Source organism: Methylobacterium sp. 1A (genome assembly GCF_058072805.1).
Genome location: NZ_JBYQVE010000002.1, coordinates 1,583,708 through 1,606,854, shown reverse-complemented (window position 1 = coordinate 1,606,854; position 23,147 = coordinate 1,583,708). Strand labels below are relative to the sequence as shown.

Below are 23,147 nucleotides of genomic sequence, written 5' to 3'. Positions count from 1 at the left end.
ATGCGCGCGCCGCCATCACGCCTCCGCCTCGGCGCGGCCTTCCTTGCGGCCGAACAGCTCGCGGAAGACCGGGTAGATCTCCCGGCGGTGGTTGACCTTGCGCATGGCGATCGGGCCGCCCGCCTTGGCGATGACCTCGTAGGTCCGCCACAGGGTGGTGCGGTGCTCGACGAAGCCGGCGCGGGGACCGTTCTCGTCGCCCACCTCCAGATAGGCGAAGTGCTGGCAGGCGGGCAGGATGTGCGACCGCAGCAGCTCCGTGGAGGTCGGCCCGTCGGACGAGACGTTGTCGCCGTCCGAGGCCTGGGCCGCGTAGATGTTCCAGTCGTTCGGGTCGTAGCGCTCGGCGATGACGCGCTTCATCTCCACGAGCGCCGACGAGACCAGGGTGCCGCCGGTCTCGCGGGAGCCGAAGAAGGTCTCCTCGTCCACCTCGGTCGCCCGGTCGGTGTGGCGGATGAACACGATCTCGACGTGCCGGTAGCGGCGCGTCAGGAAGATGTGCAGCAGGATGTAGAATCGCTTGGCGAGGTCCTTCATGTGCTCGGTCATCGAGCCGGACACGTCCATCAGGCAGAACATCACAGCCTGCGCGATCGGCCGCGGATAGGGCTCGAACCGGCGGAAGCGCAGGTCGATCGGGTCGACGTAGGGGATGCGCTTCGCGCGCTCGCGCAGCCGGAACAGGGCCTGCTCCAGGTCCGGCCGCTCCGGGTGCCCCTCGGCGAGGGCGTCGAGCCGGGCCTCCAGGGCCGCGACCTCGTCGGGCTTCGGGCGCTTGAGGGCGATCCGCCGCGACATCGAGTTCCGCAGGGTGCGGGTGAGCGCGAGGTTCGCCGGCGAGCCGGTGACCGTGTAGCCCGCCCGGCGCAACCCTTCCGTCTCGACGATGGCGAGGCGACGCTTGGCGAGGTCCGGCAACTCCAGATCCTCGAGGAAGAGTTCCAGGAACTCCTCGCGGGTGAGCACGAAGCGGAACGCGTCCTCGCTGTTCTCGCCGCCCTCCCCGCCCTCGCCTGAGCCGCGACCACCGCCGCTGCCCGGCGGGCGCTCGATCGTGTCGCCCTCCACGTAGGTCTTGTTGCCGGGCAGGATGTGGTCCTGCAGGCCGGTGCCGGGCTGGCGCGAGAAGCGGGGCTCCCGGACGCCGTCCGCCGGCACGGTGACGCGGCCGTCCTTGCCGAGATCCTTGATGTCCTTCTCGCGGGCGGATTCCCGCACCGCGCGCTGGGCCACGTCCTTCACGCGCCGCAGGAAGCGCTGGCGGTTCGGGAGGCTCTTGCCGCCCGGGTTCAAACGTCGGTCGACGATGTGCATCCGCTGCGAAAACCCTCGTCCGCGTGCTCCGGCCGGGTCCGGACCCTTGTCGTACCATGCCGTCACCGGAGGGAAGGATCCCTCTTTGGCAGCAGGGCCGCGATCTTCGCCGGCCGGTCGTCCGAAACTGTGGCGGCGGAGGGTCGGAACGGGGCCCGGCCGACCGAGCGGGCCGGTCGAGCCCCGTCGTCCCTCAGCCGGCCTGCTTCACCCGCATGTACCACTCCACCAGGCGGCGGACCTGCCGCTCGGTGTAGCCGCGCGCGACCATGCGCTCGACGAACTCGCCGTGCTTCTTCTCGGTCTCGCCGTCCTTCTTCGAGCCGAAGGAGATCACCGGCAGCAGCTCCTCCACCTGGGAGAACATCCGCCGCTCGATCACCTCGCGCAGCTTCTCGTAGCTGGTCCAGCTGGGATTCCGGCCGCCGTGCTGCGCCCGGGAGCGCAGGGCGAACTTCACCACCTCGTTGCGGAAGTCCTTCGGGTTGGCGATCCCGGCGGGCTTCTCGATCTTGGTCAGCTCCTGGTTCAGGAGCTCCCGGTTCATGAGCTGGCCGGTCTCGGCGTCCTTGAAGTCCTGGTCCTCGATCCAAGCGTCGGCGTAGTCGATGTACCGGTCGAACAGGTTCTGCCCGTAATCGTGGTACGATTCGAGGTAGGCCTTCTGGATCTCGTGGCCGATGAACTCCGCGTAGCGCGGGGCCAGTTCGGTCTTGATGAATTCCAGGTACTTCTTCTCGGTCTCGGGCGGGAGCTGCTCGCGGCGCAGCGACTGCTCCAGCACGTACATCAGGTGCACCGGGTCGGCCGAGACCTCGGTGGTGTCGTGGTTGAAGGTCGCGGCCAGCACCTTGAAGGCGAAACGGGTCGAGATCCCGTCCATGCCCTCGTCGACGCCGGCCGTGTCCTTGTACTCCTGCATCGAGCGGGCGCGGGGATCGACCTCGCGCAGGGACTCGCCGTCGTAGACCCGCATCTTGGAGAAGACGTTGGAATTGGCGTGCTCGCGGAGCCGCGACAGCACCGAGAACCGCGCCAGCATCTCCAGCGTGCCGGGGGCGCAGGCCGCGTCCGACAGCTCCGAGCCGGAGATCAGCTTCTCGTAGATCCGCTGCTCCTCGGTGACGCGCAGGCAGTACGGGACCTTGATCACGTAGATCCGGTCGATGAAGGCCTCGTTGTTCTTGTTGGTCTTGAAGGTCTGCCACTCAGCCTCGTTCGAGTGGGCGAGGATCACGCCGGTGAACGGGATCGCGCCGATATTCTCGGTGCCGACGTAGTTGCCCTCCTGCGTCGCGGTGAGCAGCGGGTGCAGCATCTTGATCGGCGCCTTGAACATCTCGACGAATTCGAGAATGCCCTGGTTCGCCCGGTTCAGGCCGCCCGAGTAGGAGTAGGCATCGGGATCGGCCTGCGACAGGGTCTCCAGCCGCCGGATGTCGACCTTGCCGACCAGGGACGAGATGTCCTGGTTGTTCTCGTCGCCCGGCTCGGTCTTGGCGATGGCGATCTGGCGCAGGCGCGACGGCCGGACCTTGATCACCTTGAAGCGCGAGATGTCGCCGTTGAACTCGTCGAGGCGCTTGAGCGCCCAGGGGCTCATCAGGCCGGTCAGGCGGCGGCGCGGGATGCCGTAGCGGCGCTGGATCTCCTCGCCCATGGTCTCGGGGTCGAACAGGCCCAGCGGGCTCTCGAAGACCGGCGACACCTCGTCCCCAGCCTTGAGTACGTAGACGGGGTGAACCTCCATCAGGAGCTTCAGCCGCTCGGCCAGCGACGACTTACCACCGCCCACCGGTCCGAGCAGGTAGAGGATCTGCTTGCGCTCCTCCAGCCCCTGCGCGGCGTGGCGGAAGAACGAGACGATCCGCTCGATCGTCTCCTCCATGCCGTAGAATTCGCGGAAGGCCGGGTAGGTCCGGATCGTCCGGTTCATGAAGATCCGGCCGAGGCGCGAATCCCTGGCGGTGTCCACGAATTCCGGCTCGCCGATCGCCGCGAGGATGCGCTCGGCGGCCGAGGCGTACATCAGGGGCTCGTCGCGACAGGCCTCCAGGTACTCGGAGAGCGTCATCTCCGTGTCGCGGCGGGCCTCGTACCCTCGGGCGAAGCTCTGGAAAAGGTCGTTCGTCGCATGCATCGGCATTCGATAACCCTCTCAGACCGTGACAGCTTCATCCTGTCTCGGCTCGGATGCAACCGACAGGCCCGCTTTTGTCGCAGTGCGGCGAGCATGGCGCCCGGCATGTCGATTGCATGCAACACTCCGGAGCGCTGAAGGCGTCACGGACGAGACTCCGTGACGCCCCCGGACGGCTGACCGAGCGGCAGGACTGGCCAGATACCGTTTCGGCCGGAGCCTGCTCACAAATCCGTGCCCTCTTTCTTGCCGTCGTCTCCTGATTTGGTCCCCGCGCCCCCGACCGTGATCTTGACGGTCTGCGTCTGGACTTGGCCGTCGGAGCTCTTGACCTCGAACGTCACTTCGTCGGTGCCGGTGAATCCGTTGTTGGGCTGGTAGAACAGCGCCTGGACGGCCGCTTCCTTGTTGGGACAGCGGTAGCTCGCCGGCGTCTTCAGCTTGCCAACCTTGGTGATCACCGACCCGTTCTTCGGCGGGCCCGAGACCTTGAACTCCGGCATCGGCCCAGGAGAACAATCCTTCTTGAGGTTGGGCGCGATCTCGATGCGGACCGTCTTGCCGGGCGCCACCGTCTTGGTTCGGTTGGACGGCGTCTGGGCCAGGGCGGGCCCGGCCAGTGCCATGCTCCCTGCGAGCAGCGCGGCGAGCGGACGTAGGGCAATCATGGCAGCGTCTCTCCAGTGCCGACCCGGGACCTCTCCCCGGACACGCGTCCGGATGTCCCGTTCATCGGTGGAGACCATGTGGGGACGCCGCGCACGGGCGTCGAGGGCTCGGGCGGCGGGTTAATTCTGGAGGGCCGCCGCGACGATCCCGGTGATGCGGGCGATCTGCGCCGCGTCGAACTCGCCGGCCAGGGCGGCGGCGAGCCGCCCCTCGACCCGCGCCCGCTCCCCGGCATCGGCCACCGGCACGGGGGGAATCTCGTCCTCGGCCAGCCGGCAGACCCGGCGAATCGTCTCGGCGGCCGCCAGGAGTTTCTCCCGGTCGGTGGGACCCATCTCCCAGAGCGGGTTGCGCAGGCGGCTGATCACCCGCTTGGCGTCGCGATAGTCCCGGTCGACCCCGGTGGCCGCCTCGATCTGGCTGACGAGGAACATCAGCTCCAGGACTTCAGACGCCGCCTCCGGGCAGGAGCGGACGATCCGCATGATGCGGGCCATCAGTTCCTGGCTGGGCGTCAACTTGGGTTTGGGCGCGGCCATGCGGGCGACAACGCGACGTGTTGCCGGAAAGTTCGCCCGCCGCGCGCCGGGGCCGGGGTCGTCGAGCCCGGCAGGCCCGCTCAGGCCTCCATGTCGGGCAGGTCGCGCAGCCCGTCGAGCAGGGCGCGGCAGGCGCGCAACTCGTCCAGCGCCTCGGCCAGGGCCGCCCGGTCCGACGCGCCGAATGTCGCGCCCCCGGTCCCGCTCCGGGCTCCCGCCTCGGTCTCGACCTCCTGAAGCAGCGGCTCGGCCGCCACGGCCTCGCCGCGGCCGACGGCCTGCACGAAGCGGACGCCGTTCTCCTTGAGGACCCGCTGCGCCCCCGCGATGGTGTAGCGCTGCACGTGCAGGAGATGGCGGATGCCGGCGACGAGCTCGATGTCCTGGGGCCGGTAGTAGCGGCGCCCCCCCGCCCGCTTCACGGGGCGGATCTGGCCGAAGCGGGTTTCCCAGAACCGCAGGACGTGCTGGGGCACGTCGAGCTCTTCGGCCACCTCGCTGATCGTCCGGAACGCGTGGGCGCTCTTCTCGCCGATCCCGGTCGGCGGTTCGTCGGTCGAGGCGGCGGCGAGGGCTGGCGGCATGGGCGTCTTACGGAGCGGGGCGAAGCGGCCCGATCTTGCCGGCTCGCGGGGCCGCACTCAAGCCTGAAGAGCCCGCCCGAAGCGCTCGCCGACGCGGCCGCATTCGCGGCGCGCTCACTCGTCGTCGTGGTCGCCCGCGCCGTTCAGGCCGTTGATCTTGGCCTTGAGCACGTTGGAGGGCTTGAACACCATCACCTGCCGCGGCTCGATCGCGACCTCGACCCCGGTCTTGGGATTGCGGCCGACGCGCTTGCCCTTGCTGCGGACCACGAAGGAGCCGAACGAGGACAGCTTCACCGTCTCGCCGCTCGCGAGGCAGCTGCAGATCTCGGACAGCACGGTCTCGACGAGGGCGGCCGACTCGGTCCGCGACAGGCCCACCTGGTGGTAGACGGCCTCGCTCAAGTCGGCGCGCGTCACCGTCTTGCCTGCCATGCCGTGTCCCCTCGCCCGCGTCGCTCGCCCCATGACGCACGGCGCGGCATCCTTGGCCGCGCCGAACGCTGACGGCGTATCCCTATGATCCGGCACGCTAATCGGCGCTCCGCCCCCGGTCAACCGCGCCGGGACAGCGAATCGTTTCGGGCGCGCCGCCCGAAACGCTACCAGCGGATTAGCGCGGCGCCCCAGCTGAACCCGCCGCCGATCGCCTCGATCATCACGAGGTCGCCCGCCCGGATGCGGCCGTCCCGCCGCGCCACGTCGAGGGCCAGGGGTATCGAGGCCGCCGAGGTGTTGCCGTGGCGGTCCACCGTCAGGACGATCTTGTCCCGGGCGACACCGAGCTTGTCGGCCGAGGCCTCGATGATCCGGCGGTTGGCCTGATGCGGCACGAACCAATCGAGTTCCTCCGCGGTGATGCCCGCCTGCGCGAAGGCTTCCACGATCACGTCGGTGACCTGCCCGACGGCGAATCGGAACACGTCGCGGCCCTCCATGCGCAGGTGGCCGGTGGTGCCGGTGGAGCCGGGGCCGCCGTCGACGTAGAGCTTCTCCCGGTGGCGTCCGTCCGACCGCAGGCTCGCGCTGAGGACGCCACGGTCCCCGGCCCCCTCCTGCGCCTCCAGCACGACGGCGCCGGCCCCGTCGCCGAACAGCACGCAGGTGGTGCGGTCCTCCCAGTCGACGATCCGCGAGAAGGTCTCGGCGCCGATCACGAGGGCCCGGCGGGCGGCCCCCGTGGTCAGGAACTTGTCGGCGGTCGAGACCGCGAAGACGAAGCCGGCGCACACCGCCTGCAGGTCGAAGGCCGCGCCCTGATGGATGCCCAGTGCCGCCTGGATCTGGGTCGCGGTCGCCGGGAAGGTGTGATCCGGCGTCGAGGTGGCGCAGATGACGAGGTCGATGTCGTCCGCGCTCAGCCCGGCATCGTCGAGGGCCGCCCTGGCGGCGCGCGTACCGAGGACCGAGGTGGTCTCGTCGGGCCCCGCGAGATGGCGCTGGCGGATCCCGGTCCGCTGGACGATCCACTCGTCGGACGTGTCCACCCGCTCGGCGAGGTCGGCGTTCGTCACCACCCGCGCGGGCAGGCTCGAGCCGGTCCCGACCACCACCGAGCGCAGAGGGGGGACGCGCCGGTGCTGCTCGGGGTCAGTGCGGAGGGTTGCCATCATTGTCCTTCCCGGACGACCCAGCTTCACAATCGCCGGTTGTGAAGCCGCGGGCGTCCGATTTCCATCCCGTCCGTCGACGGAGGCCCGGGGCCGGCGTCAGGCCGGCGCCAGCGCCGCCGTCTGGTCGAGCATCTCGCGGATCGTGCGGATCATGTCGTGGCGCGCCATGTCGTGCGCCAGATCGATCGCCGCAGCGAAGCCCTGCGCGTTCTCCGAGCCGTGGCTCTTGATGACGATGCCCTCGAGGCCGAGGAACACCCCGCCGTTGGCTCGGCTGGGGTTCATCTTGTCCTTGAGGGCCTTGAAGGCCTGCCGCGCGAACAGGGCGCCGATCTTGGCGGCCAGCGTCCGGGTCATGGCGGCGCGGAGATAGGTGCCGATCTGCTTGGCGGTGCCCTCGGCGGTCTTGAGGGCGATGTTGCCGGTGAACCCCTCGGTCACCACCACGTCGACCGTGCCGCGCCCGAGATCGGTGCCCTCGACGAAGCCGTGATAGGTCAGCCCGGGGCTCTCCATCTCGCGCAGGATCCGGGCGGCCTCCTTGACCGCCTCGTTGCCCTTCATCTCCTCGGTGCCGACGTTGAGCAGGCCGACGGTCGGACGCTCGAGGTCGAACACGATGCGCGCCATGGCCGAGCCCATCACGGCCATCTCGACGAGGTGCTCGGCATCCGTGCCGATCGTGGCGCCGACGTCGAGCACGACGCTCTCGCCGCGCACGGTCGGCCACAGGCAGGCGATGGCCGGGCGCTCGATGCCCGACATGGTCTTCAGGCAGATCTTCGACATCGCCATCAGCGCGCCGGTGTTGCCGGCCGACACGCAGGCATCGGCCTGCCCGTCGCGGACCGCCTGGATCGCCTGCCACATCGACGACTTGCCCCGGCCCTGGCGCACCGCCTGGCTCGGCTTGTCGTCCATGGCCACGGCCACGCTGGTGTGGCGGATCTCCACGCAGTCCTTGAGCCGGGGCTCCTTGGCGACCAGCGGCGCGATCACCGCCTCGTCGCCGAACATGAGGAAGGTGGTGCCGGGATGGCGCTCCCGGGCCAGCGCCGCGCCGGGCACGACCGTGGTGGGCCCGTGGTCGCCACCCATGGCGTCGAGCGAGATGCACACGCGTTGGGACATGTCGGTAGCGGGTCGCGGGTCTCGGCGGGAAAGGGGTTCGGACGGCGGCGGGACGGGGCCCGCCGGGCGCGGCGGACCATAGCGATACCGGCCCGGCGGGCAAATGAAATCGGGCGGCCGGCGGTTCCGGACGGACGCGGCGGGCTCAGCCGTCGCGGTCGCGGAGCTTGCGCAGGCCGTCGAGGGGTCCGGCCTCGTCGCCCGCCACGACCGGCTCGAAGGCGATGCCGGGCTTGCGCGGGTACGGGTCGAGGCCCAGCGCCAGGAACTCGGCGGTGAGCGCGCCGAAATCGATGCGGCCGCCGACCAGAGGGTCGGGGATGTCGGCGTCCTCGGCATCGGTGCCGGCGAGCCGGTCGGTGTCGGTGAACACCACCTCGACCGGCTCCCGGACCGGCGCCTCGAAGGGTTCGAGGCTGACGGTGCAGACCTGGGCCACCAGGGCCTCCACGGTGCCGGTCACGGTGAGGCGGCTGGTCGCCCCCTCGATGGCGAAGCGCCCGACGAGGTCGCGGATCCCCGGGATGCCGAAATCGGCGGCCAGCGCCGCGCACTCGGCCGGGCTCGCCTCCACGGTGACGGCGCCGCGCCCCTGGGGCAGGCGCTCGACATTGACCCAGCGCGCGAGCGGGAAAGCGTCCTGGCCGGCATCGCGGCTGCTGGCATCGCGGCTCATGCGCGTCCTCCGTGGTCAGGGCCGGCCGGTACCGGCGCGAAGCCGTCGGGCTCCGGGAAGGGCGGCCCGGCCGCGAGCAGCCCGTCGAGATCGGCCCCGGCGAGGGCGGCGTCGGCCGCCCGCACGTAGGCGGCGAGACCGCGCCCGTCCCCCTCGCCGCCGAGCACGTTGCGGACGAGGGCGGCCGCCAGGGCCGCGACGTCGCCGGCCTCCAGGGCCGCGTCGTAGCCCTCGGCCCGGCCGTAGAAGGCGGCGCCGAGCTTCTTCATCCGCTTGGACACGCCCATGTCGCCGACGCCGAGTTCGCGCAGGGAGGCGTCGAGCTGGGTGAAGACCGAGTTCACCAGATCCTGCGCCACCTCGGCGGCCGGCGGCGGCAGCCGGTTCAGCCGGCGCAGGACCAGGATCGCGTGCAGGCACAGGGATTCGAACCGGCCCTCCACGGTGTCGGGCACGCCGAGATCCGTGTAGAGGCCCGGCCGGCGCGCGGCCTCGCTCAGGGCGACGTGCAGCCCCTCGACGGCGCGGCGGCGCGCGCCCGCGCGGCGGAACAGCCCGGCGATCATCGGTGTCGAACCCCGGCCCTCTGTGGCCAAGCTTGCCTTGTCAAAGCCATAACCCCGCGGTACGGCAACCCACGCCCAGGGCGCAAGCGCCGTCGGAGCCCCGTGCCGGCGGCGACGGTCGCGCCCCGTCCGTCAACACGCTCTCTGGGGGCCCGATGCGGCGCCGTTTCGTCCAGTCCTTCGCGCGCCTCGCCCTGCTCGGCCTCGCGGCAACCGGTCTGTCGGGCTGCATCGGCGAGGAGCTGCGCCACGGCTACCAGGTCGATCAGGCGGCGCTCGCCACGATCAAGCCCGGCATGGGCCCCGAGCAGGTGCTGCAGATCCTGGGCACGCCCTCGACCGTGTCCACGGTCGGCAACAAGTCCTGGTACTACATCTCGCAGAACACCCGCCGGACGATCATGTTCCTGGGCGAGCAGGTCGAGGACCAGAAGGTCACGGCCGTGTACTTCACCCCCGCCTTCAAGGTCGAGCGCGTGGCGCTCTACGGCCTGCAGGACGGCCGGATCTTCGACTTCATCGAGCGCACCACGCCGACGAGCGGCGCCGACCGCGCCTTCCTCAGCCAGCTGTTCCGCGGCCTGACCCGCTACGAGCCGTTCGGCAGCGGCAGCGGCACCAGCGTCGTGCCGGGCGCGAATCGCGGCATGTGACCGGCCTCGCCCGCCACGAGGCGGGCGATCGCCCCGGGCTCCGGGAACAGGTGCTCGGGGCCGTGGGACACGAGGGCCCGCGGGTCGGTGTAGCCCCAGGCCACGGCGCCGAACGGGCAGCCCAGCGCCCGCGCCGCCTCGAGGTCCCGGATCTCGTCGCCGACGCAGAGGGCCCGGTGCGGCGGCACCCCGGTCCGCGCGAGCAACGCCCGCAGCCGGCGCGCCTTCCCGAAGATCGACGCCCCGCAGGCGTAGCTGCCGATGCGGGCGGCATTGTCCGGTCCGAGCACCCGCCGCACCGTGTCGGCGCGATTCGACGACAGGATCGCCAGCGGCACGCCCGCCGCCGCGATCGCGGCCAGCATCGCCGGGACGCCGGGAAACAGGGCGATCTGCGCGGCGTCGCGGGCGGCCAGCGCGTGCATGTGGCGGGCGATGAGCGGCAGCTTCCAGCGCGGGATGCCGAGATGGGCGACGATCGCCCGGGCGCCCTGGAGCCGGAGCTCCTCCACCTCGTGGGCCTCGACCCGGCGGAAGCGGTAGCGGTCGGCGACGCCGTTCAGCACCGAGCAGAACCACCCGAAACTGTCGGCCAGCGTGCCGTCGAAGTCGAGGACGACGAGACCCGGCCCGGGCGCGGCCGGCATCCGGGCCGGCATCCGAGCCACGTCAGGTCCGCAGGTTCTCGAGCGGGACGCTGAGCCGCATCAGGAGACCGCCCGGCGCCCAGTCGTGCTCCAGCGCCCCGTCGAGCTGGCCGGCGACGCTGCGCTCGGCCAGCACTGTGCCGAATCCCTTCCGGGACGGCGCGCCGGCGATCTGCGGGCCGCCCTCCTCGCGCCAGGTCAGCGTGTAGCGGCCCGCCTCGCGGGTCCCGCTCAGCGAGACGCCGCCCTCCCGCGTCGACAGGCCGCCGTACTTGACCGCGTTCGTCGCCTGCTCGTGCATGATCAGCGCGAGGGCCGTGGCGGTGCGCTCGCCGATCTCGGCATCGTCCCCCGAGATCACCACGCGGGCGCGCCCGTTCTCCTCGTAGGCGGCCATGATCAGGCGCATCAGCCCGAGCACCGTCTGGCCAGCGACCGGCGGGGCGCTGTCGGGGGAGTGCGGGCGGACGTATTCGTGGGCCCGGGCCAGGGCGCCGAGCCGCTCGCGGAACGCGGCCACGAAGGGCTTGGCCGCGGGGTCGGTCCGCGCGGTCAGGGCGGCGAGGCCGCCCACCACCGCGAAGATGTTCTTGATCCGGTGCGACAGCTCGCGGATCAGCAGGTCGCGGGCCTCCTCGGCGCGCTTGGCCTCGCGCAGGTCGCGGGTGACGGTGGCGTAGCCGAGCTCGGTCCCGGTCGGGTCGCGCACCGGGAAGATGTTGTAGAGCACGGCCAGGGGCTCGCCGGTGACGAAGTGCCGGAAGGCGAGTTCGCCCTCCCAGAACCCGTCCCGGCGCACCGCCGGCATCACGGTCTCGGCCAGGATCCGGCGGCTGTCGTCGGTGAAGAAGTCGGGCACCTTCTTGGCGCGGGCGGCGGCGAGATCGGGCAGGCCGACCAGGGCCATGGCCGCCTCGTTGAGATGGGTGATCGCGCCCTCGAGGGTGCTGAGCCCGATGAAGTCCTTCGACGTCTCGACGATCGCCGCGAGCTTGCGGGCCTCGGCCTCGGCGCGCTTCAAATCGTCGATGTCGGTGCAGGTCCCGAACCACCGCTCGATCCGCCCCTCGGCGTCCCGGATCGGCATGGCCCGCCCCAGGGTCCAGCGGTAGTCGCCGCTGTGGTGGCGCAGGCGATACTCGATCTCGTAGGGCTCGCCGGTCGCGAGGCAGTGGCGCCACCGCGCCCAGGCCCTGTCCTGGTCCTCGGCATGGAACACACCGTTCCAGCCCTCGCCGTCGGTGGAGCCGTAGGGGACGCCGGTGAACTCGTACCAGCGGTCGTTGTAGTAGTCGTGGAACCCGTCCGGCCGCGTGGTCCAGACCATCTGGGGCATCGCCGAGGTCATCACGCGGAAGCGGCGCTCGCTCGCGGCGATCTCCGCCTCGCGGGCGGCGACCTGCGCCAGCGTCCTGCGGTGCTCCAGCAGGCTGGAGATCTGGCGCGCCAGCGCCAGCAGGGTCGCGGTCTGCTCCGAATCGAGCCCCTCCGGCCGCGGGACGCGGTCCAGCACGCACAGCGCGCCGAGCGGGATGCCGTGGCTACCGCGGATCACCGCACCCGCGTAGAAGCGGAAGGCCGGTGCCCCGGTCACGAGGGGATTCTCGGTGGTCCGGGGGTCCGTGGTCAGGTCCGGGATGACGAGAAGGTCGCCGGCCTCGATCGTGTGGGCGCAGACCGAGCAATTGATCGGCAGCTCGCGCTTGCCGAGGCCCACCTCCGATTTGAACCACTGCCGCTCGGCATCGACGAGGCTGACGAGCGCGACCGGCGCCCGGCAGACATAGGCGGCGACCCGCACGAGGTCGTCGTAGAGCGGCTCGGGCTCGGAATCGAGGATCGCGAGATCGCGCAGTTCGGCGATCCGGTCGGCGGCGCGCCAGCGCCCGTCGGTCGGTCCGGCTTCCGCGAGCGCGTGAGGTGCAGGCACATCCATGGTCCTGCCCTCACATAGGCGCGCGACGGCCCGCTGCCAAGGAACCGCCGCGGTTTCCTGCCGCAGCCCTCCGGGCCGCGGCAGGGCACGCGACCGCGGCGCGTCAGGCGGCGCGGGACTCGGTCAGGGTCGGGTAGTCGACGTAGCCCTCGGGGCCCTGGCTGTACCACGTCGCGGCGTCGTCCTTGGCGAGCGGCGCCTTCCTGGCGATCCGCTCGGCGAGGTCCGGGTTGGCGATGAAGGTCCGGCCGAACGCGATGGCGTCGGCCTCGCCGGCATCCAGCGCCTTCTGGCCGCTGACCCCGTCGTAGTCGGCGTTCAGGATCATCGGGTTGCGGAACACGCGCCGCATCGCCGGGGCGATCGGCGGGTGGTCGGCCTTGCCGAAGGTGCCGTTCGGCCCCGGCTCGCGCATCTCCAGGAAGGCGATCCCGGCATCGGCGAGCGCCTGGGCGGCGGCGACGAACAGCGGCTCCGGGTTCGAGTCGTTGCAGCCCTGGATCGCGCCGTTCGGCGAGAGGCGCACGCCGGTGCGCTCCGGCCCGGCGACCTTCGCCACCGCCTCGGTCACCTCGCGCAGGAGCCGCACGCGGTTCTCGACGGACCCGCCATACTGGTCGGTGCGGTGGTTGGTGCCGTCGCGGAGGAACTCATCGATCAGGTAGCCGTTCGCGGCGTGGATCTGCACCCCGTCGAACCCGGCAGCCAGGGCGTTGGCGGTGGCCCGCTCGTAATCGCCGAGCAGGCGCGGGATCTCGGACACCTCCAGGGCGCGGGCCTCGCTGTAGGGCTTCTTGCCGGAATAGGTGTGGGCCTGGTCGGGCGCCGTCGTGGCCGAGGACGAGACCGGCTTGGCGCCGCCGAGGAAGTCCGAATGGACCATCCGGCCCATGTGCCAGATCTGACAGACGATCTTGCCGCCCTTGTCGTGCACGGCCTTCACGATCGGCCGCCACGCGTCGACCTGGGCGTCGGACCAGATGCCGGGCGCGTAGGGCCAGCCGAGCCCCTCCTGGCTGATACCGGTGGCTTCGGTGAGGATCAGGCCGGCGCCGGCGCGCTGGGCGTAGTACTCGGCCATGATCGGGGTCGGAACGTGCTCGCGGGTGCCGCGGCCGCGGGTCAGCGGCGCCATGAAGATCCGGTTCTTCGCCTCGATGGCGCCGATGCGGATCGGGTCGAGCAGGGACGGCATGGGTTACCTCGTGCTGGTGCGGCGGGGGCCGCGTCCGGGTTTTAATCCGGCGCCGAGGTGGCGCTGCGGCGCCGCGATGCCAAGGTGCTGCGCCGCGGGACTGGCCGTCGCGTGCGGGGGCGCACACGGCGAAACGGGAAGGGCCGGGCTCGCGGAGAGCCCGGCCCCGTCGGCCGATCCGGTCTTCGCGGAACTCAGCTGTGCGCCAGCACGGCGAGCAGCAGCAGGGCGATGATGTTGGTGATCTTGATCGCCGGGTTCACCGCCGGACCGGCGGTGTCCTTGTAGGGGTCGCCGACCGTGTCACCGGTCACCGCCGCCTTGTGGGCGTCGGAGCCCTTGCCGCCGTGGTGGCCGTCCTCGATGTACTTCTTGGCGTTGTCCCAGGCACCGCCGCCCGAGGTCATCGAGATCGCCACGTAGAGGCCGGTGAGGATCACGCCGAGCAGGCTCGCGCCCACGGTGGCGAAGGCCTGGCTCTTCCCGGCGATGAACTGGATCACGAAGAACAGCACTATCGGCGACAGGACCGGCAGCAGCGACGGGATGATCATCTCCTTGATCGCCGCGCGGGTGAGCATGTCCACCGCCCGCCCGTAATCCGGCCGGTCCGTGCCCTGCATGATGCCGGGCTTGGCCCGGAACTGGCGCCGGACCTCCTCGACCACCGCGCCCGCCGCGCGCCCGACCGCCGTCATGGCGATGCCGGCGAACAGGAACGGGATCAGGCCGCCGAGCAGCAGCCCGACCACGACGTAGGGGTTGGAGAGCGAGAAATCGACGCTGACGCCCTGGAAGAAGCGGTACTGCGTCGGGCTCGCATGGGCGATGAAGTAGTTCAGGTCCGACGTGTAGGCGGCAAACAGCACCAGCGCGCCGAGACCCGCCGAGCCGATCGCGTAGCCCTTCGTCACCGCCTTGGTGGTGTTGCCGACCGCGTCGAGGGCGTCGGTCGACTTGCGCACCTCCGAGGGCAGGCCCGCCATCTCGGCGATGCCGCCGGCATTGTCGGTGACCGGCCCGAAGGCGTCCAGCGCCACGATGAAGCCCGCGAGCGCCAGCATGGCGGTGACCGCGATGGCGATGCCGAACAGGCCGGCGAGCGCGTAGGTGCTGATGATGCCTGCCACGATCACGATGGCCGGCAGCGCGGTCGATTCGAGCGAGATCGCCAGCCCCTGGATCACGTTGGTGCCGTGGCCGGTCACCGACGCGTCGGCGATCGACTTCACCGGGCGGAAGTTGGTGCCCGTGTAGTACTCGGTGATCACGACGATCAGCGCCGTGATGGCGAGCCCGATCACCGCGCAGCCGAACAGCGCGGCCGACGTGAAGGTCAGGCCGGTCGAGGTGGTGAAGCTCGTCGAGAAGCCGCCGAGCAGGGTCATGTTGACCGCCGCGATCGCCGCGATGGAGAGCACGCCGGCGGCGATCAGCCCCTTGTAGAGCGCCCCCATGATCGACTGGTTCGCGCCGAGCCGCACCGCGTAGGTGCCGGCGATGGAGGTGAGGATGCAGGCCGACCCGATGGCGAGCGGGTACAGCATCATCGGCTCGAGGACGTCGCGGTTGCTCCCGCCCGCGCCGGAGAAGAAGATCGCGGCCAGCACCATCGTGGCGACGACCGTGACCGCGTAGGTCTCGAACAGGTCGGCCGCCATGCCGGCGCAGTCGCCGACATTGTCGCCGACGTTGTCGGCGATGGTGGCGGGGTTGCGCGGATCGTCCTCCGGGATGCCGGCCTCGACCTTGCCGACGAGGTCGCCGCCGACATCGGCGCCCTTGGTGAAGATGCCGCCGCCGAGGCGGGCGAAGATTGAGATCAGCGAGGCGCCGAAGCCGAGCGCCACGAGGGCGTCGATCACCTCGCGGCTCGACGGCTCGAGATGGGCGGCGCGGGTGAGGAACAGGTAGTAGAGGGCCACGCCCAGCAGCGCGAGGCCCGCCACCAGCATGCCGGTCACCGCCCCCGACTTGAAGGCGACGTCGAGGCCGCCGCCCAGCGAGGTCGAGGCGGCCTGGGCCGTGCGGACGTTGGCCCGGACCGAGACGTTCATGCCGATGAAGCCGGCCGCGCCCGACAGAACGGCGCCGATCAGGAAGCCGACCGCGACCTTGATCCCGAGGAAGACGGCGAGAAGGACGAACAGGACGACGCCGACGAGGCCGATCGTCGTGTATTGCCGCCGGAGATAGGCCTGCGCGCCCTCGGCGATGGCGGCGGCGATCTCCTGCATGCGCTGCGTGCCGGCGTCGCGCCGCATCACGTCGAGGATCGTGACGATGCCGTAGGCGACGGCGCAGAGCCCGCCCGCGATGATCAGGACCAAGGGAATCATTCGACCGTCCTTGTTATTATCGTGCCTGGCGTTGGCTTGTGATTGTCGAGCTTGGCCGCCGGACGACGGCCATGGGACGCGGCGCTCGGATTCGGGGCTTTCCTTCCCAGAACAATGCCTTGATTGCCAAACTTCGCCGGGGAGCGCAAACGCCGCGTCGGCGGGCGACGCCGGGAATCGGGTCTCACGACCCGGGGGCTAAAAAGCCCTCGAACCCGCAATGCTGCATTATGTTGCAGATCTGGTTTCCCGCCGGCCGCTGCACCCGGTTCCATGGGCGCGAGCCCCCTCTTCCGTGCGGGAGAGGGGGCCGAGCGCGGCTCCCGCGAGCGGAGATGCCCGTCCCCCGAACCGGAACATCACGAACGCGAGCGGCTCGAGCCGCCGTTAACGTCGCCTTAACCAACCGATATTCTATTTTTGGTTGTGTTCGGACGAGGGACTCGCCATGAGCAGCGACCAAGCCGCCAGGTTGGCGGCGACCATCGAGGTGTTGAGCGGCGCGGTCGGCTTCCTGATCGCAGAGCGGGTCGCGGCGCAGCCGGTCACGATCCAGGACGACCTGCTCTGCGTGCTGCAGCGCGCCCTGTCCCGGGCGCCGGGCGCGGGTGGGGACTCGGCCGGCCGCTGGATCCCGGTGGTCGCCGCCGCGATGATCGGCGAGGTCCGGCGCCAGATCGGCCACCCGGCCGGGGACGCCGCCGGCCCGATGATCTCGGGACCGGACGCGATCTGGGCGTCAGAAGTGGCTGAAGGCTCCGGCCGCGAACACGCGCTCGGCGCCATCGCGCATTTCGAAGCGCGGCGGGCCGTCGCCTGAGGTGACGGTGCCGATGGCGGCGACGGCGATCCCGGCCGCCGCGGCCTCGGCCCGGAAATCCGCCAGGCGCTCCGGCGCGACGGTGCAGAGGATCTCGTAATCGTCGCCGCCGGTCAGGACCGCCTCGATCAGGGCGGGGTCCGCCGCGCAGGCGCACCGGGCCGCCTCCGAGAGCGGCACGTCCGCCGTCGCCACCCGGGCGGTGCGGCCCGCGCCCAGCATCTTGGCGAGATCGCCCGCGAGGCCGTCGGACACGTCCATGGCCGCCGAGGCGTGGCGGCGGATGGCCGGCGCGGCGGCGAGCCGCGGGCGCGGGTGCAGGTAGCGGTCGGCGAGTTCGGCCCGCAGCGCCGGATCGAGGCCGGCCGCCCAGGGGGCGTCGCCCTCCAGGCGCATCCGCAGGCCGAGGGCGGCGTCGCCGATCGTGCCGGTAACGCAGATCCGGTCGCCGACCCGCGCGGTGGTGCGCCGCACGATGGTGCCGGTCGGCAGCTCGCCGAACACGCTCACAGAGATCAGCGCGGGGCCGCCGGAGCGCACCGTGTCGCCGCCCAGCAGCGGGCAGCCGGCCGCCTCGGCCGCCGCGCCGAGCCCCTGCGCGAATCCGTCGAGCCAGGCCTCCGTCCAGTCGTCGGGCAGCGCGAGGGTCAGCAGGAAGCCGCGCGGGACCGCGCCCTTGGCGGCGATGTCGGAGAGGTTCACGCCGAGCGCCTTGCGGGCGATCGAGGCCGGCGGATCCTCCGCGAAGTAGTGGATCCCCGCCACCACGGCGTCGGCGGTGAGGACGAGGTCGTGGCCCGGCGCCGGTGTCAGCGTGGCGGCGTCGTCCCGGAGCCCGTCGGCGCCCGGCCCCGCGAGCGGGGCGAAGTAGCGGGCGATCAGCCCCTCCTCGGAGGCGCGGGCCGGCCCGGCCAAGACTCAGGCCTTTCCGGCCGACGGTTTCCCAGCCGCAGCTTTGCCGGGGAGCGGCTTGGACGAGCCCGGCTTGCCCGAGGCCTTCGGGGCCCCGACCTCGCCCGGCCGGACCTCCCGGGCGACCCGGTCGAGGACGGCGTTGACGAGGCCCGGCTCGTCGGCGGTGTAGAAACTGTGGGCGACGTCGACGTATTCCGAGATCGCCGCGGCCGCCGGCACGTCGCGGCGGAACATCAGCTCGTAGGCGCCCGCCCGCAGGATCGCCCGGAGCACGATCTCGATGCGCCGCAGCGGCCAGCCCTGCGCGAGGGCCTGGTCGAGCTTGGGGTCGATGGCGCGCTGCTCCTCGACCGTGCCGCGCAGCAGGTCGCGGAAGAACGCGGTCTCGGCCGGGGGATGGGCGATCCCGTCGACCTCCTGGCCGATCCAGAAGGCCTCGAACTCGGCGAGGGCGTCGAGCACGCCCTTGCCGGAGACGTCCATCTCGTAGAGCGCCTGCACCACCGCGAGGCGGGCGCCGCTGCGCAGGCTGATCTTGGCGGGGGCGCCGGCGGTGCCGGTGCCATTCTCCGCGCCGGTCTCCGGCTGGGTCTCGGGGGTCCCGGTCATGGGTGTATCCGTCATCGCGGGCGCGCGCCTTCGGCCGCACGCTTCAGGGCGAGCACGCCGAGCGCCGCCTCGGCGGCGCCGCCGCCCTTGTTCATCTCGGCGACCCGGGCGCGGGCGAGCGCCTGCGCCTCGGTCTCGACCGTGAGGATGCCGTTGCCGAGCGGCACGCGGCGCTGCACCGACAGGTCCATCAGCGCCCGGGCGCTCTCGCCGGCGACGATGTCGTAGTGGCCGGTCTCGCCGCGGATCACGCAGCCGAGCGCCACCACGGCGTCGTAGGCGCCCGTGTCGAGCAGGATCGCCACGGCGGCGGGGATCTCCAGGGCCCCCGGCACGGTGACCACGGTGGCCTGCGCGTCGGCGGCCGCGATCGCCGCCAGGGCGCCGGCCAGGAGTTCGTCGGCGATCGCGTCGTAGTAGCGCGCCTCGACCACGAGGATCCGGGCGCCGGCGAGCGCCGGGTCGGTGGGCTTGGGCGCCGAATCGGCGCGGGTATGGGCGACCATGGCTCTCGTCCGGCCGGGTTTTCGGGAACGGGCGGGCGGCACGTCGGGCACCCGCACGGGGGAGGACGGTTAGACCGAAGCGGCCGGCGCCACAAGCCGCGCGGGATCGCCCCCGGCCCGCGCCGCGGCCGCGGCGGCGCGCCCTACCCGACCAGCGGCGGCAGCGGCGGGGCCGCGGGGCCGCCCTCCGGCAGGGCCGTGCGGGCGACGTTCATCGTCATGGCGAGCAGCGCGTAGTAGCCGTTGATGCCGGTCAGATCGATCGCCCCCTGCTCGCCGAAGCGCGCGACCAGGGCCGCGTAGGTCGCGTCGCTCACCGCGCGGTTGCGCATCAGCTCGGTCGAGAACGCGTAGGCGAGGGCCTCGTCGGCGCTCATCGTGTCGGGGCGGCGCCCCTCGGCCAGCGCCCGCGCGGTCTCGGGGGCGACTCCGGCCTCGAGGGCGATCGGGTGATGGATCGCCCACTCGACCGGCTGGCTCCACTCCCGCGCGACCACCAAGATCGCGAACTCGCTGATCCGCAGCGGCAGGACGCTGCCGTAGCGCAGGTACTGGCCCATCCGGCTCGCGCACAGCATCAGCTCGGGGCTGCGCAGGAGTGGCACGAACGGCCCGAAGACCGGGACGCCGCGCTCGGCCCGGAACGCGGCCGCCGCCTCTTCCTGCGCCGGGGACAGGCCGCCGGCCGGAATCTCCGGCATGCGCTCCGCGCTGGTCTGCCCGCTGGCCATGCGTTTCCCCTCCGTGCTCCGGCGCCGACGCGCGGCCCGCTCTGGATTTCCGGTGCCCGTGCGCCTAGACCATTGGGGCTCACCGGCACGCACCGCGCCCGACCGGGCGGCGATCCCTGAACGCCAGCGAGGCTTACGGCTTTGGCCCTCCCCGTCAACGAACGCCGGCGCATCATGCTGCTCACGGGCGCGAGCCGGGGCATCGGCCACGCCACCGTCAAGCGCTTCTCGGCCGCGGGCTGGCGCGTGATCACCTGCTCGCGCCACGCCTTCCCGGAGAACTGCCCCTGGGAGATGGGGCCCGAGGACCACCTGCAGGTCGACCTCGCCGACGCGCAGGACACGGTCCGCGCCGTCGAGGAGGTGCGGGGCCGGCTCGCCGCCGAGGGCGGGGTGCTGCACGCGCTGGTCAACAATGCCGGGATCTCGCCGAAGGGGCCGGAGGGCGAGCGCCTCGGCGCGCTGGCCACCGAGTTCGACACGTGGCAGCGGGTCTTCCAGGTCAACCTCTTCGCCACGATCCTGCTGGCCCGGGGCCTGCGCGAGGAACTGGCCCGGGCCAAGGGCTCGGTCGTCAACGTGACGTCGATCGCCGGCTCGCGCGTCCACCCCTTCGCGGGGGCGGCGTACGGCACCTCCAAGGCGGCGCTGGCGGGCCTGACCCGCGAGATGGCCGCCGATTTCGGGCCGCTCGGCGTGCGGGTGAACGCGATCTCGCCGGGCGAGATCGACACGTCGATCCTGTCGCCCGGCACCGAGAAGCTCGTCGAGCAGATCCCGCAGCGCCGGCTCGGCACGCCGGACGAGGTCGCCAAGGCGATCTACTTCCTGTGCACCGAGGCCTCCTCCTACGTGAACGGCGCCGAGCTCCACATCAACGGCGGCCAGCACGTTTGACCAGATCGGTCGCTTCCTGGGGCGCTTCCGCGCGCACGGCGTTACCGCGCCGGCACCCGGCGGCGCGCCGCGGGCGGGTCTCGCTCGTCCTGGGCCTCCTCGCGTGCGTCGCGCCCGTCGCGGGGGCGCGGGCCGAGCCCGGAATCCGGATCCTCGACCTGCCCTTCAAGGTGCGGGCGCTGCGCGGCTCGCGCAGCGAGGCCGCGGTCTCGGTGGCGACCTCCGGGCTCCTGCCGATCACCGGCGGCATGGCAGGGGCAAAAGCCGGCGCGCAGGGCGGTGGCCAGCAGACCGGCGACGAGGAGAGCGCGCCGATCGCCGTGGTCTGGGGCGACGACGGCGGCGCCGTGCTCGCCCTCGCGGAGGGCGGCGTCACCGTGCGGCCGATCGGTCGGGACGCGGTCGAGGGGCTGACCGCCGCCGAGACGCCGCGCGGGGCTCTGCCGGGCTCGCGCCGGGCCCTCTCGGGCCCCCTGAGCGCCTATCTCACCGGGCGCACCCGCGCCCCCGACGGCAGCGCGGCCGCCGCGGTGCTGACGATCCGCGAGCGCCAGCCGATGGCGGTGAGCACCGATCCGAAGCCCGTCCCCGTGGCCACCGTGACAGTGCCGGCGGGGGGCGAGGCCGTGTTCGCGCCGCTGCGGCCGCGCCTGCTGCGCCTCGGGGACCGCCCGGCGCTGCTGGCGGCGACGCTGTCCGGCGCGGATGCCGGTGGCCTCGTGCTGATCGACCGGCCCGCCGGCGATCCGGGCGCGGCCTGGGCCGTCGCCGCCCGCACGCCCGCCCAGCCGGGCCCACCCCTCAAGATCGCCGGCATCGCGGATTTCTCCGGATCGGGCGCCACCCAGGCCGCGACGGTCAGCGCCAAGGGCCGGCTCCAGCTCTGGACGCTGCGTCCCGACGCGATCGAGCCCGCCGGCGAGGCCGCGGGCTACGCGGCCGGCGACGGCGATTCGGATCTCGCCGTGACCGTTCCGGCCGGCGGCAGCCCCGAGCTCGTCCTGCCGGTGGCGGGCCGGCCGGAGATCGCCTTCGTGGCGGCCAAGGGCGGCCTGCGCGAGCGGGCGCGCGTGCCGCTGCCGGCCCCCGCGGAGACCGGCATCGTCGTCCTCGGCGAGGGCGCGGCGGCGCGGCTGCTCGTCGGCCTCGCCGACGGCCGGGTGGCCGTCGTGGCACCGGACGGGGGCAAGCCGTGACCGCGGGCGCACCGGATCCCGACAGCCGGCTGTTCCCGGCCCGGCCCTTCGTGGGCGCGTCGATCGCGGTGATCCGCGGCGAGCGGGTCCTGCTGGCGGCGCGGGCCAACGAGCCGATGCGCGGCGTCTGGACCCTGCCGGGCGGCCTCGTGGAGGCGGGCGAGTCCCTGGCCGAGGCGGCCCTGCGCGAACTGTCCGAGGAGGTCGGCCTGCCCGCCGAGGTGGTCGGCGTGCTCTCGCCCACGGAGATCATCGTCCGGGACGAGGCCGGCCGGGCCCGCCACCACTACGTCGTCCACCCGCACGCCGCGCTGTGGTGCGGCGGCGAGCCGGTGGCCGGGCCCGAAGCCCTGGGCACCCGGTGGGCGACGCTCGCGGAGGTCGCGACCCTTCCGACCACCCCCGGCTTGGTCGACACCCTGCGCGAGGCCTTCGCGCGGGTGGCGGCCCGGGACACGGACGGGAGCGCGGATCGGCGCGTGAATCGCGCGGGAATGCCGGGCGGGGAGCCGACGGCGTGAGGCGCCCCGCGACCCTCCTGTGCCTGCTGGCGCTCCTGGCAGGCCCGGTCTCCGCGCCGGCGCTGGCGCAGCAGCGCTCCGGCCGGAGCGGCGCGCCCGCCAAGGAAGCCGCGAAGGAGCCGTCCAAGGAGGCGCCCGCCCCCGCGGACGTGCCCGCGCCCTACGACCGCGACCTGCTGCGCATGTCCGAGATCATCGGGGCCCTGGCGTTCCTGCGGAACCTCTGCGCGGCCCCGGACGCGGCCGACTGGCCGGCCCGCATGAAGGCGCTGATCGACTCCGAGGGCGTGACCCCGGCCCGCCGCGACCGGCTGGCCGGCGCCTACAACCGCGGCTATCGCGGCTACGCGCTGACCTACCGGGTCTGCACGCCCGCGGCCCACGAGGCGGCCGCACGGTACGTCGCGGAGGGCGACCGGCTGTCGCACGCTCTGGCCGGGCGTTTCGGGGGGTGATGCAGGTACAGCACACATACCGGCGATGCCGGCGAAACATCGGATTTGAGCGCTCGCGTTAACCGATCCGAAATTCTCGGCTGGCCGAGCCGCCGGGACCTGCTTATCATCCATTGCGTCCGCCGGGCCCCGTGTCCGGCGCAATGGAAGTATCCGGCCATGCAGCACAGCTCTCACACCGCCCCCATCGAGGTCGATGTCGAGGAGAAACGCGTCGCGCTGAGTTACGTCTCGGAAGCGTTCGCGGAAGGCTGCCTCGATGGTCTCGACGGTGACTGCATGGCCCAGGCCGCCCTGTTCGCGGCTTTTCAGGAACTCGTGACGACGTACGGCGAAGAAGCCACGGCCCGTTACGCGGAGGGATTCCCGGAGCGCATCCGCGGGGGCGCGTTCACCACGACGCTCCAGCATTGAGCAGGTGAGCGCGGACGGTTGAGGCGCGGGCGGTCAGCGACTACGTCCCGGGTCCACGGTCCGGCCCGCCGGACCGCT

25 protein-coding genes are annotated in these 23,147 nt (G+C 72.2%); 7 read left to right on the top strand and 18 right to left on the bottom strand.

Annotated elements, in window-relative coordinates; all coding sequences use genetic code 11:
- Positions 1 to 15 precede the first annotated feature (15 nt).
- The 10 genes from ACX9MN_RS27630 to ACX9MN_RS27585 all read right to left on the bottom strand — a co-directional run bounded on the left by ACX9MN_RS27630 (position 16) and on the right by ACX9MN_RS27585 (position 9,235).
- A complete protein-coding gene (locus ACX9MN_RS27630; RefSeq protein ID WP_489726010.1) occupies positions 16 to 1,317 on the bottom strand; it encodes a YeaH/YhbH family protein in 1,302 nt (433 codons plus the stop codon).
- A gap of 193 nt (positions 1,318 to 1,510) precedes the next feature.
- The gene (locus ACX9MN_RS27625) at positions 1,511 to 3,463 is read right to left on the bottom strand and encodes a PrkA family serine protein kinase (protein WP_020093872.1); all 1,953 of its coding nucleotides are present in this window, start codon (positions 3,461 to 3,463) and stop codon (positions 1,511 to 1,513) included.
- A 218-nt stretch (positions 3,464 to 3,681) separates the two neighbouring features.
- The gene (locus tag ACX9MN_RS27620) at positions 3,682 to 4,125 is read right to left on the bottom strand and encodes an Ig-like domain-containing protein (protein ID WP_489726361.1); all 444 of its coding nucleotides are present in this window, start codon (positions 4,123 to 4,125) and stop codon (positions 3,682 to 3,684) included.
- A gap of 120 nt (positions 4,126 to 4,245) precedes the next feature.
- Positions 4,246 to 4,665 carry a hypothetical protein gene (locus ACX9MN_RS27615; RefSeq protein WP_026605037.1) on the bottom strand — a complete coding sequence of 140 codons (420 nt, stop codon included), beginning with the start codon at positions 4,663 to 4,665 and terminating at the stop codon, positions 4,246 to 4,248.
- Positions 4,666 to 4,745: 80 nt separating this feature from the next.
- Entirely contained in the window at positions 4,746 to 5,249 is a 504-nt protein-coding gene (locus tag ACX9MN_RS27610; protein WP_132367011.1) for a MerR family transcriptional regulator, read from the bottom strand.
- A gap of 114 nt (positions 5,250 to 5,363) precedes the next feature.
- The gene (locus ACX9MN_RS27605; protein ID WP_020093876.1) at positions 5,364 to 5,684 is read right to left on the bottom strand and encodes an integration host factor subunit alpha; all 321 of its coding nucleotides are present in this window, start codon (positions 5,682 to 5,684) and stop codon (positions 5,364 to 5,366) included.
- Positions 5,685 to 5,851: 167 nt separating this feature from the next.
- A complete protein-coding gene (locus ACX9MN_RS27600) occupies positions 5,852 to 6,859 on the bottom strand; it encodes a beta-ketoacyl-ACP synthase III (RefSeq protein WP_051123757.1) in 1,008 nt (335 codons plus the stop codon).
- Between the two features lie 99 nt (positions 6,860 to 6,958).
- Positions 6,959 to 7,993: a phosphate acyltransferase PlsX gene (gene plsX / locus ACX9MN_RS27595; RefSeq protein ID WP_091927318.1), complete on the bottom strand. Its 1,035-nt coding sequence runs from the start codon at positions 7,991 to 7,993 to the stop codon at positions 6,959 to 6,961.
- Between the two features lie 145 nt (positions 7,994 to 8,138).
- A complete protein-coding gene (locus tag ACX9MN_RS27590) occupies positions 8,139 to 8,669 on the bottom strand; it encodes a YceD family protein (RefSeq protein WP_489726009.1) in 531 nt (176 codons plus the stop codon).
- On the bottom strand, positions 8,666 to 9,235 hold the full coding sequence (locus ACX9MN_RS27585; protein ID WP_489726008.1) for a ubiquinol-cytochrome C chaperone family protein: 570 nt from the start codon (positions 9,233 to 9,235) through the stop codon (positions 8,666 to 8,668). Before ACX9MN_RS27585 ends, ACX9MN_RS27590 begins: the two co-directional genes overlap by 4 nt.
- 155 nt (positions 9,236 to 9,390) lie before the next feature.
- On the opposite strand from ACX9MN_RS27585, the gene ACX9MN_RS27580 reads away from it, so the two are divergent.
- On the top strand, positions 9,391 to 9,888 hold the full coding sequence (locus ACX9MN_RS27580) for an outer membrane protein assembly factor BamE (protein WP_020093881.1): 498 nt from the start codon (positions 9,391 to 9,393) through the stop codon (positions 9,886 to 9,888).
- Here ACX9MN_RS27580 and ACX9MN_RS27575 read toward each other — a convergent pair.
- The 4 genes from ACX9MN_RS27575 to ACX9MN_RS27560 all read right to left on the bottom strand — a co-directional run bounded on the left by ACX9MN_RS27575 (position 9,825) and on the right by ACX9MN_RS27560 (position 16,005).
- Positions 9,825 to 10,535 (bottom strand): HAD hydrolase-like protein, encoded by a 711-nt coding sequence (locus ACX9MN_RS27575; protein ID WP_427509710.1) that lies wholly within the window; start codon positions 10,533 to 10,535, stop codon positions 9,825 to 9,827. The genes ACX9MN_RS27580 and ACX9MN_RS27575 overlap by 64 nt on opposite strands.
- Before the next feature lie 22 nt (positions 10,536 to 10,557).
- Positions 10,558 to 12,471, bottom strand: coding sequence for a PAS domain S-box protein (locus ACX9MN_RS27570; protein ID WP_132367009.1), 1,914 nt, complete (start codon positions 12,469 to 12,471; stop codon positions 10,558 to 10,560).
- 103 nt (positions 12,472 to 12,574) lie between these two features.
- The gene (locus ACX9MN_RS27565; RefSeq protein ID WP_020093884.1) at positions 12,575 to 13,666 is read right to left on the bottom strand and encodes an alkene reductase; all 1,092 of its coding nucleotides are present in this window, start codon (positions 13,664 to 13,666) and stop codon (positions 12,575 to 12,577) included.
- A 194-nt stretch (positions 13,667 to 13,860) separates the two neighbouring features.
- Positions 13,861 to 16,005: a sodium-translocating pyrophosphatase gene (locus tag ACX9MN_RS27560; RefSeq protein WP_091927315.1), complete on the bottom strand. Its 2,145-nt coding sequence runs from the start codon at positions 16,003 to 16,005 to the stop codon at positions 13,861 to 13,863.
- Between the two features lie 448 nt (positions 16,006 to 16,453).
- Between ACX9MN_RS27560 and ACX9MN_RS27555 the strand changes: the two genes are divergently transcribed.
- Positions 16,454 to 16,825 (top strand): hypothetical protein, encoded by a 372-nt coding sequence (locus ACX9MN_RS27555; RefSeq protein ID WP_489726007.1) that lies wholly within the window; start codon positions 16,454 to 16,456, stop codon positions 16,823 to 16,825.
- Here the strand turns inward: ACX9MN_RS27555 and thiL are convergent.
- From thiL to ACX9MN_RS27535, 4 genes are all read right to left on the bottom strand, one after another.
- Positions 16,745 to 17,740 (bottom strand): thiamine-phosphate kinase, encoded by a 996-nt coding sequence (thiL, locus tag ACX9MN_RS27550; protein ID WP_482959388.1) that lies wholly within the window; start codon positions 17,738 to 17,740, stop codon positions 16,745 to 16,747. The two genes, ACX9MN_RS27555 and thiL, sit on opposite strands and share 81 nt — an antisense overlap.
- Positions 17,741 to 17,743: 3 nt before the next feature.
- Positions 17,744 to 18,349 (bottom strand): transcription antitermination factor NusB, encoded by a 606-nt coding sequence (gene nusB / locus ACX9MN_RS27545; RefSeq protein ID WP_170863012.1) that lies wholly within the window; start codon positions 18,347 to 18,349, stop codon positions 17,744 to 17,746.
- An 11-nt stretch (positions 18,350 to 18,360) separates the two neighbouring features.
- Positions 18,361 to 18,855: a 6,7-dimethyl-8-ribityllumazine synthase gene (ribH, locus tag ACX9MN_RS27540; RefSeq protein ID WP_020093929.1), complete on the bottom strand. Its 495-nt coding sequence runs from the start codon at positions 18,853 to 18,855 to the stop codon at positions 18,361 to 18,363.
- Positions 18,856 to 18,998: 143 nt separating this feature from the next.
- The gene (locus ACX9MN_RS27535) at positions 18,999 to 19,586 is read right to left on the bottom strand and encodes a carboxymuconolactone decarboxylase family protein (protein WP_091927313.1); all 588 of its coding nucleotides are present in this window, start codon (positions 19,584 to 19,586) and stop codon (positions 18,999 to 19,001) included.
- 174 nt (positions 19,587 to 19,760) lie between these two features.
- Between ACX9MN_RS27535 and ACX9MN_RS27530 the strand changes: the two genes are divergently transcribed.
- From ACX9MN_RS27530 to ACX9MN_RS27510, 5 genes are all read left to right on the top strand, one after another.
- The gene (locus ACX9MN_RS27530) at positions 19,761 to 20,483 is read left to right on the top strand and encodes an SDR family NAD(P)-dependent oxidoreductase (RefSeq protein WP_041372745.1); all 723 of its coding nucleotides are present in this window, start codon (positions 19,761 to 19,763) and stop codon (positions 20,481 to 20,483) included.
- Positions 20,480 to 21,679 carry a hypothetical protein gene (locus tag ACX9MN_RS27525; RefSeq protein ID WP_489726006.1) on the top strand — a complete coding sequence of 400 codons (1,200 nt, stop codon included), beginning with the start codon at positions 20,480 to 20,482 and terminating at the stop codon, positions 21,677 to 21,679. The genes ACX9MN_RS27530 and ACX9MN_RS27525 overlap by 4 nt, the downstream gene beginning before the upstream one ends.
- Entirely contained in the window at positions 21,676 to 22,200 is a 525-nt protein-coding gene (locus ACX9MN_RS27520; protein ID WP_091927311.1) for an NUDIX hydrolase, read from the top strand. The genes ACX9MN_RS27525 and ACX9MN_RS27520 overlap by 4 nt, the downstream gene beginning before the upstream one ends.
- On the top strand, positions 22,197 to 22,655 hold the full coding sequence (locus tag ACX9MN_RS27515; protein WP_020093933.1) for a TIGR02301 family protein: 459 nt from the start codon (positions 22,197 to 22,199) through the stop codon (positions 22,653 to 22,655). Before ACX9MN_RS27520 ends, ACX9MN_RS27515 begins: the two co-directional genes overlap by 4 nt.
- A 159-nt stretch (positions 22,656 to 22,814) precedes the next feature.
- Positions 22,815 to 23,069, top strand: a complete 255-nt coding sequence (locus tag ACX9MN_RS27510) for a hypothetical protein (RefSeq protein ID WP_012320917.1) — start codon at positions 22,815 to 22,817, stop codon at positions 23,067 to 23,069.
- The last annotated feature ends 78 nt before the right edge of the window (positions 23,070 to 23,147 follow it).

Coding starts and splice junctions, on each gene's coding strand:
- ACX9MN_RS27630 (WP_489726010.1), bottom strand. CDS start 1,317: ATGCACATCGTCGACCGACGTTTGAACCCGGGCGGCAAGAGCCTCCCG.
- ACX9MN_RS27625 (WP_020093872.1), bottom strand. CDS start 3,463: ATGCCGATGCATGCGACGAACGACCTTTTCCAGAGCTTCGCCCGAGGG.
- ACX9MN_RS27620 (WP_489726361.1), bottom strand. CDS start 4,125: ATGATTGCCCTACGTCCGCTCGCCGCGCTGCTCGCAGGGAGCATGGCA.
- ACX9MN_RS27615 (WP_026605037.1), bottom strand. CDS start 4,665: ATGGCCGCGCCCAAACCCAAGTTGACGCCCAGCCAGGAACTGATGGCC.
- ACX9MN_RS27610 (WP_132367011.1), bottom strand. CDS start 5,249: ATGCCGCCAGCCCTCGCCGCCGCCTCGACCGACGAACCGCCGACCGGG.
- ACX9MN_RS27605 (WP_020093876.1), bottom strand. CDS start 5,684: ATGGCAGGCAAGACGGTGACGCGCGCCGACTTGAGCGAGGCCGTCTAC.
- ACX9MN_RS27600 (WP_051123757.1), bottom strand. CDS start 6,859: ATGGCAACCCTCCGCACTGACCCCGAGCAGCACCGGCGCGTCCCCCCT.
- plsX (WP_091927318.1), bottom strand. CDS start 7,993: ATGTCCCAACGCGTGTGCATCTCGCTCGACGCCATGGGTGGCGACCAC.
- ACX9MN_RS27590 (WP_489726009.1), bottom strand. CDS start 8,669: ATGAGCCGCGATGCCAGCAGCCGCGATGCCGGCCAGGACGCTTTCCCG.
- ACX9MN_RS27585 (WP_489726008.1), bottom strand. CDS start 9,235: ATGATCGCCGGGCTGTTCCGCCGCGCGGGCGCGCGCCGCCGCGCCGTC.
- ACX9MN_RS27580 (WP_020093881.1), top strand. CDS start 9,391: ATGCGGCGCCGTTTCGTCCAGTCCTTCGCGCGCCTCGCCCTGCTCGGC.
- ACX9MN_RS27575 (WP_427509710.1), bottom strand. CDS start 10,535: ATGCCGGCCGCGCCCGGGCCGGGTCTCGTCGTCCTCGACTTCGACGGC.
- ACX9MN_RS27570 (WP_132367009.1), bottom strand. CDS start 12,471: ATGGATGTGCCTGCACCTCACGCGCTCGCGGAAGCCGGACCGACCGAC.
- ACX9MN_RS27565 (WP_020093884.1), bottom strand. CDS start 13,666: ATGCCGTCCCTGCTCGACCCGATCCGCATCGGCGCCATCGAGGCGAAG.
- ACX9MN_RS27560 (WP_091927315.1), bottom strand. CDS start 16,005: ATGATTCCCTTGGTCCTGATCATCGCGGGCGGGCTCTGCGCCGTCGCC.
- ACX9MN_RS27555 (WP_489726007.1), top strand. CDS start 16,454: ATGAGCAGCGACCAAGCCGCCAGGTTGGCGGCGACCATCGAGGTGTTG.
- nusB (WP_170863012.1), bottom strand. CDS start 18,349: ATGACCGGGACCCCCGAGACCCAGCCGGAGACCGGCGCGGAGAATGGC.
- ribH (WP_020093929.1), bottom strand. CDS start 18,855: ATGGTCGCCCATACCCGCGCCGATTCGGCGCCCAAGCCCACCGACCCG.
- ACX9MN_RS27535 (WP_091927313.1), bottom strand. CDS start 19,586: ATGGCCAGCGGGCAGACCAGCGCGGAGCGCATGCCGGAGATTCCGGCC.
- ACX9MN_RS27530 (WP_041372745.1), top strand. CDS start 19,761: ATGCTGCTCACGGGCGCGAGCCGGGGCATCGGCCACGCCACCGTCAAG.
- ACX9MN_RS27510 (WP_012320917.1), top strand. CDS start 22,815: ATGCAGCACAGCTCTCACACCGCCCCCATCGAGGTCGATGTCGAGGAG.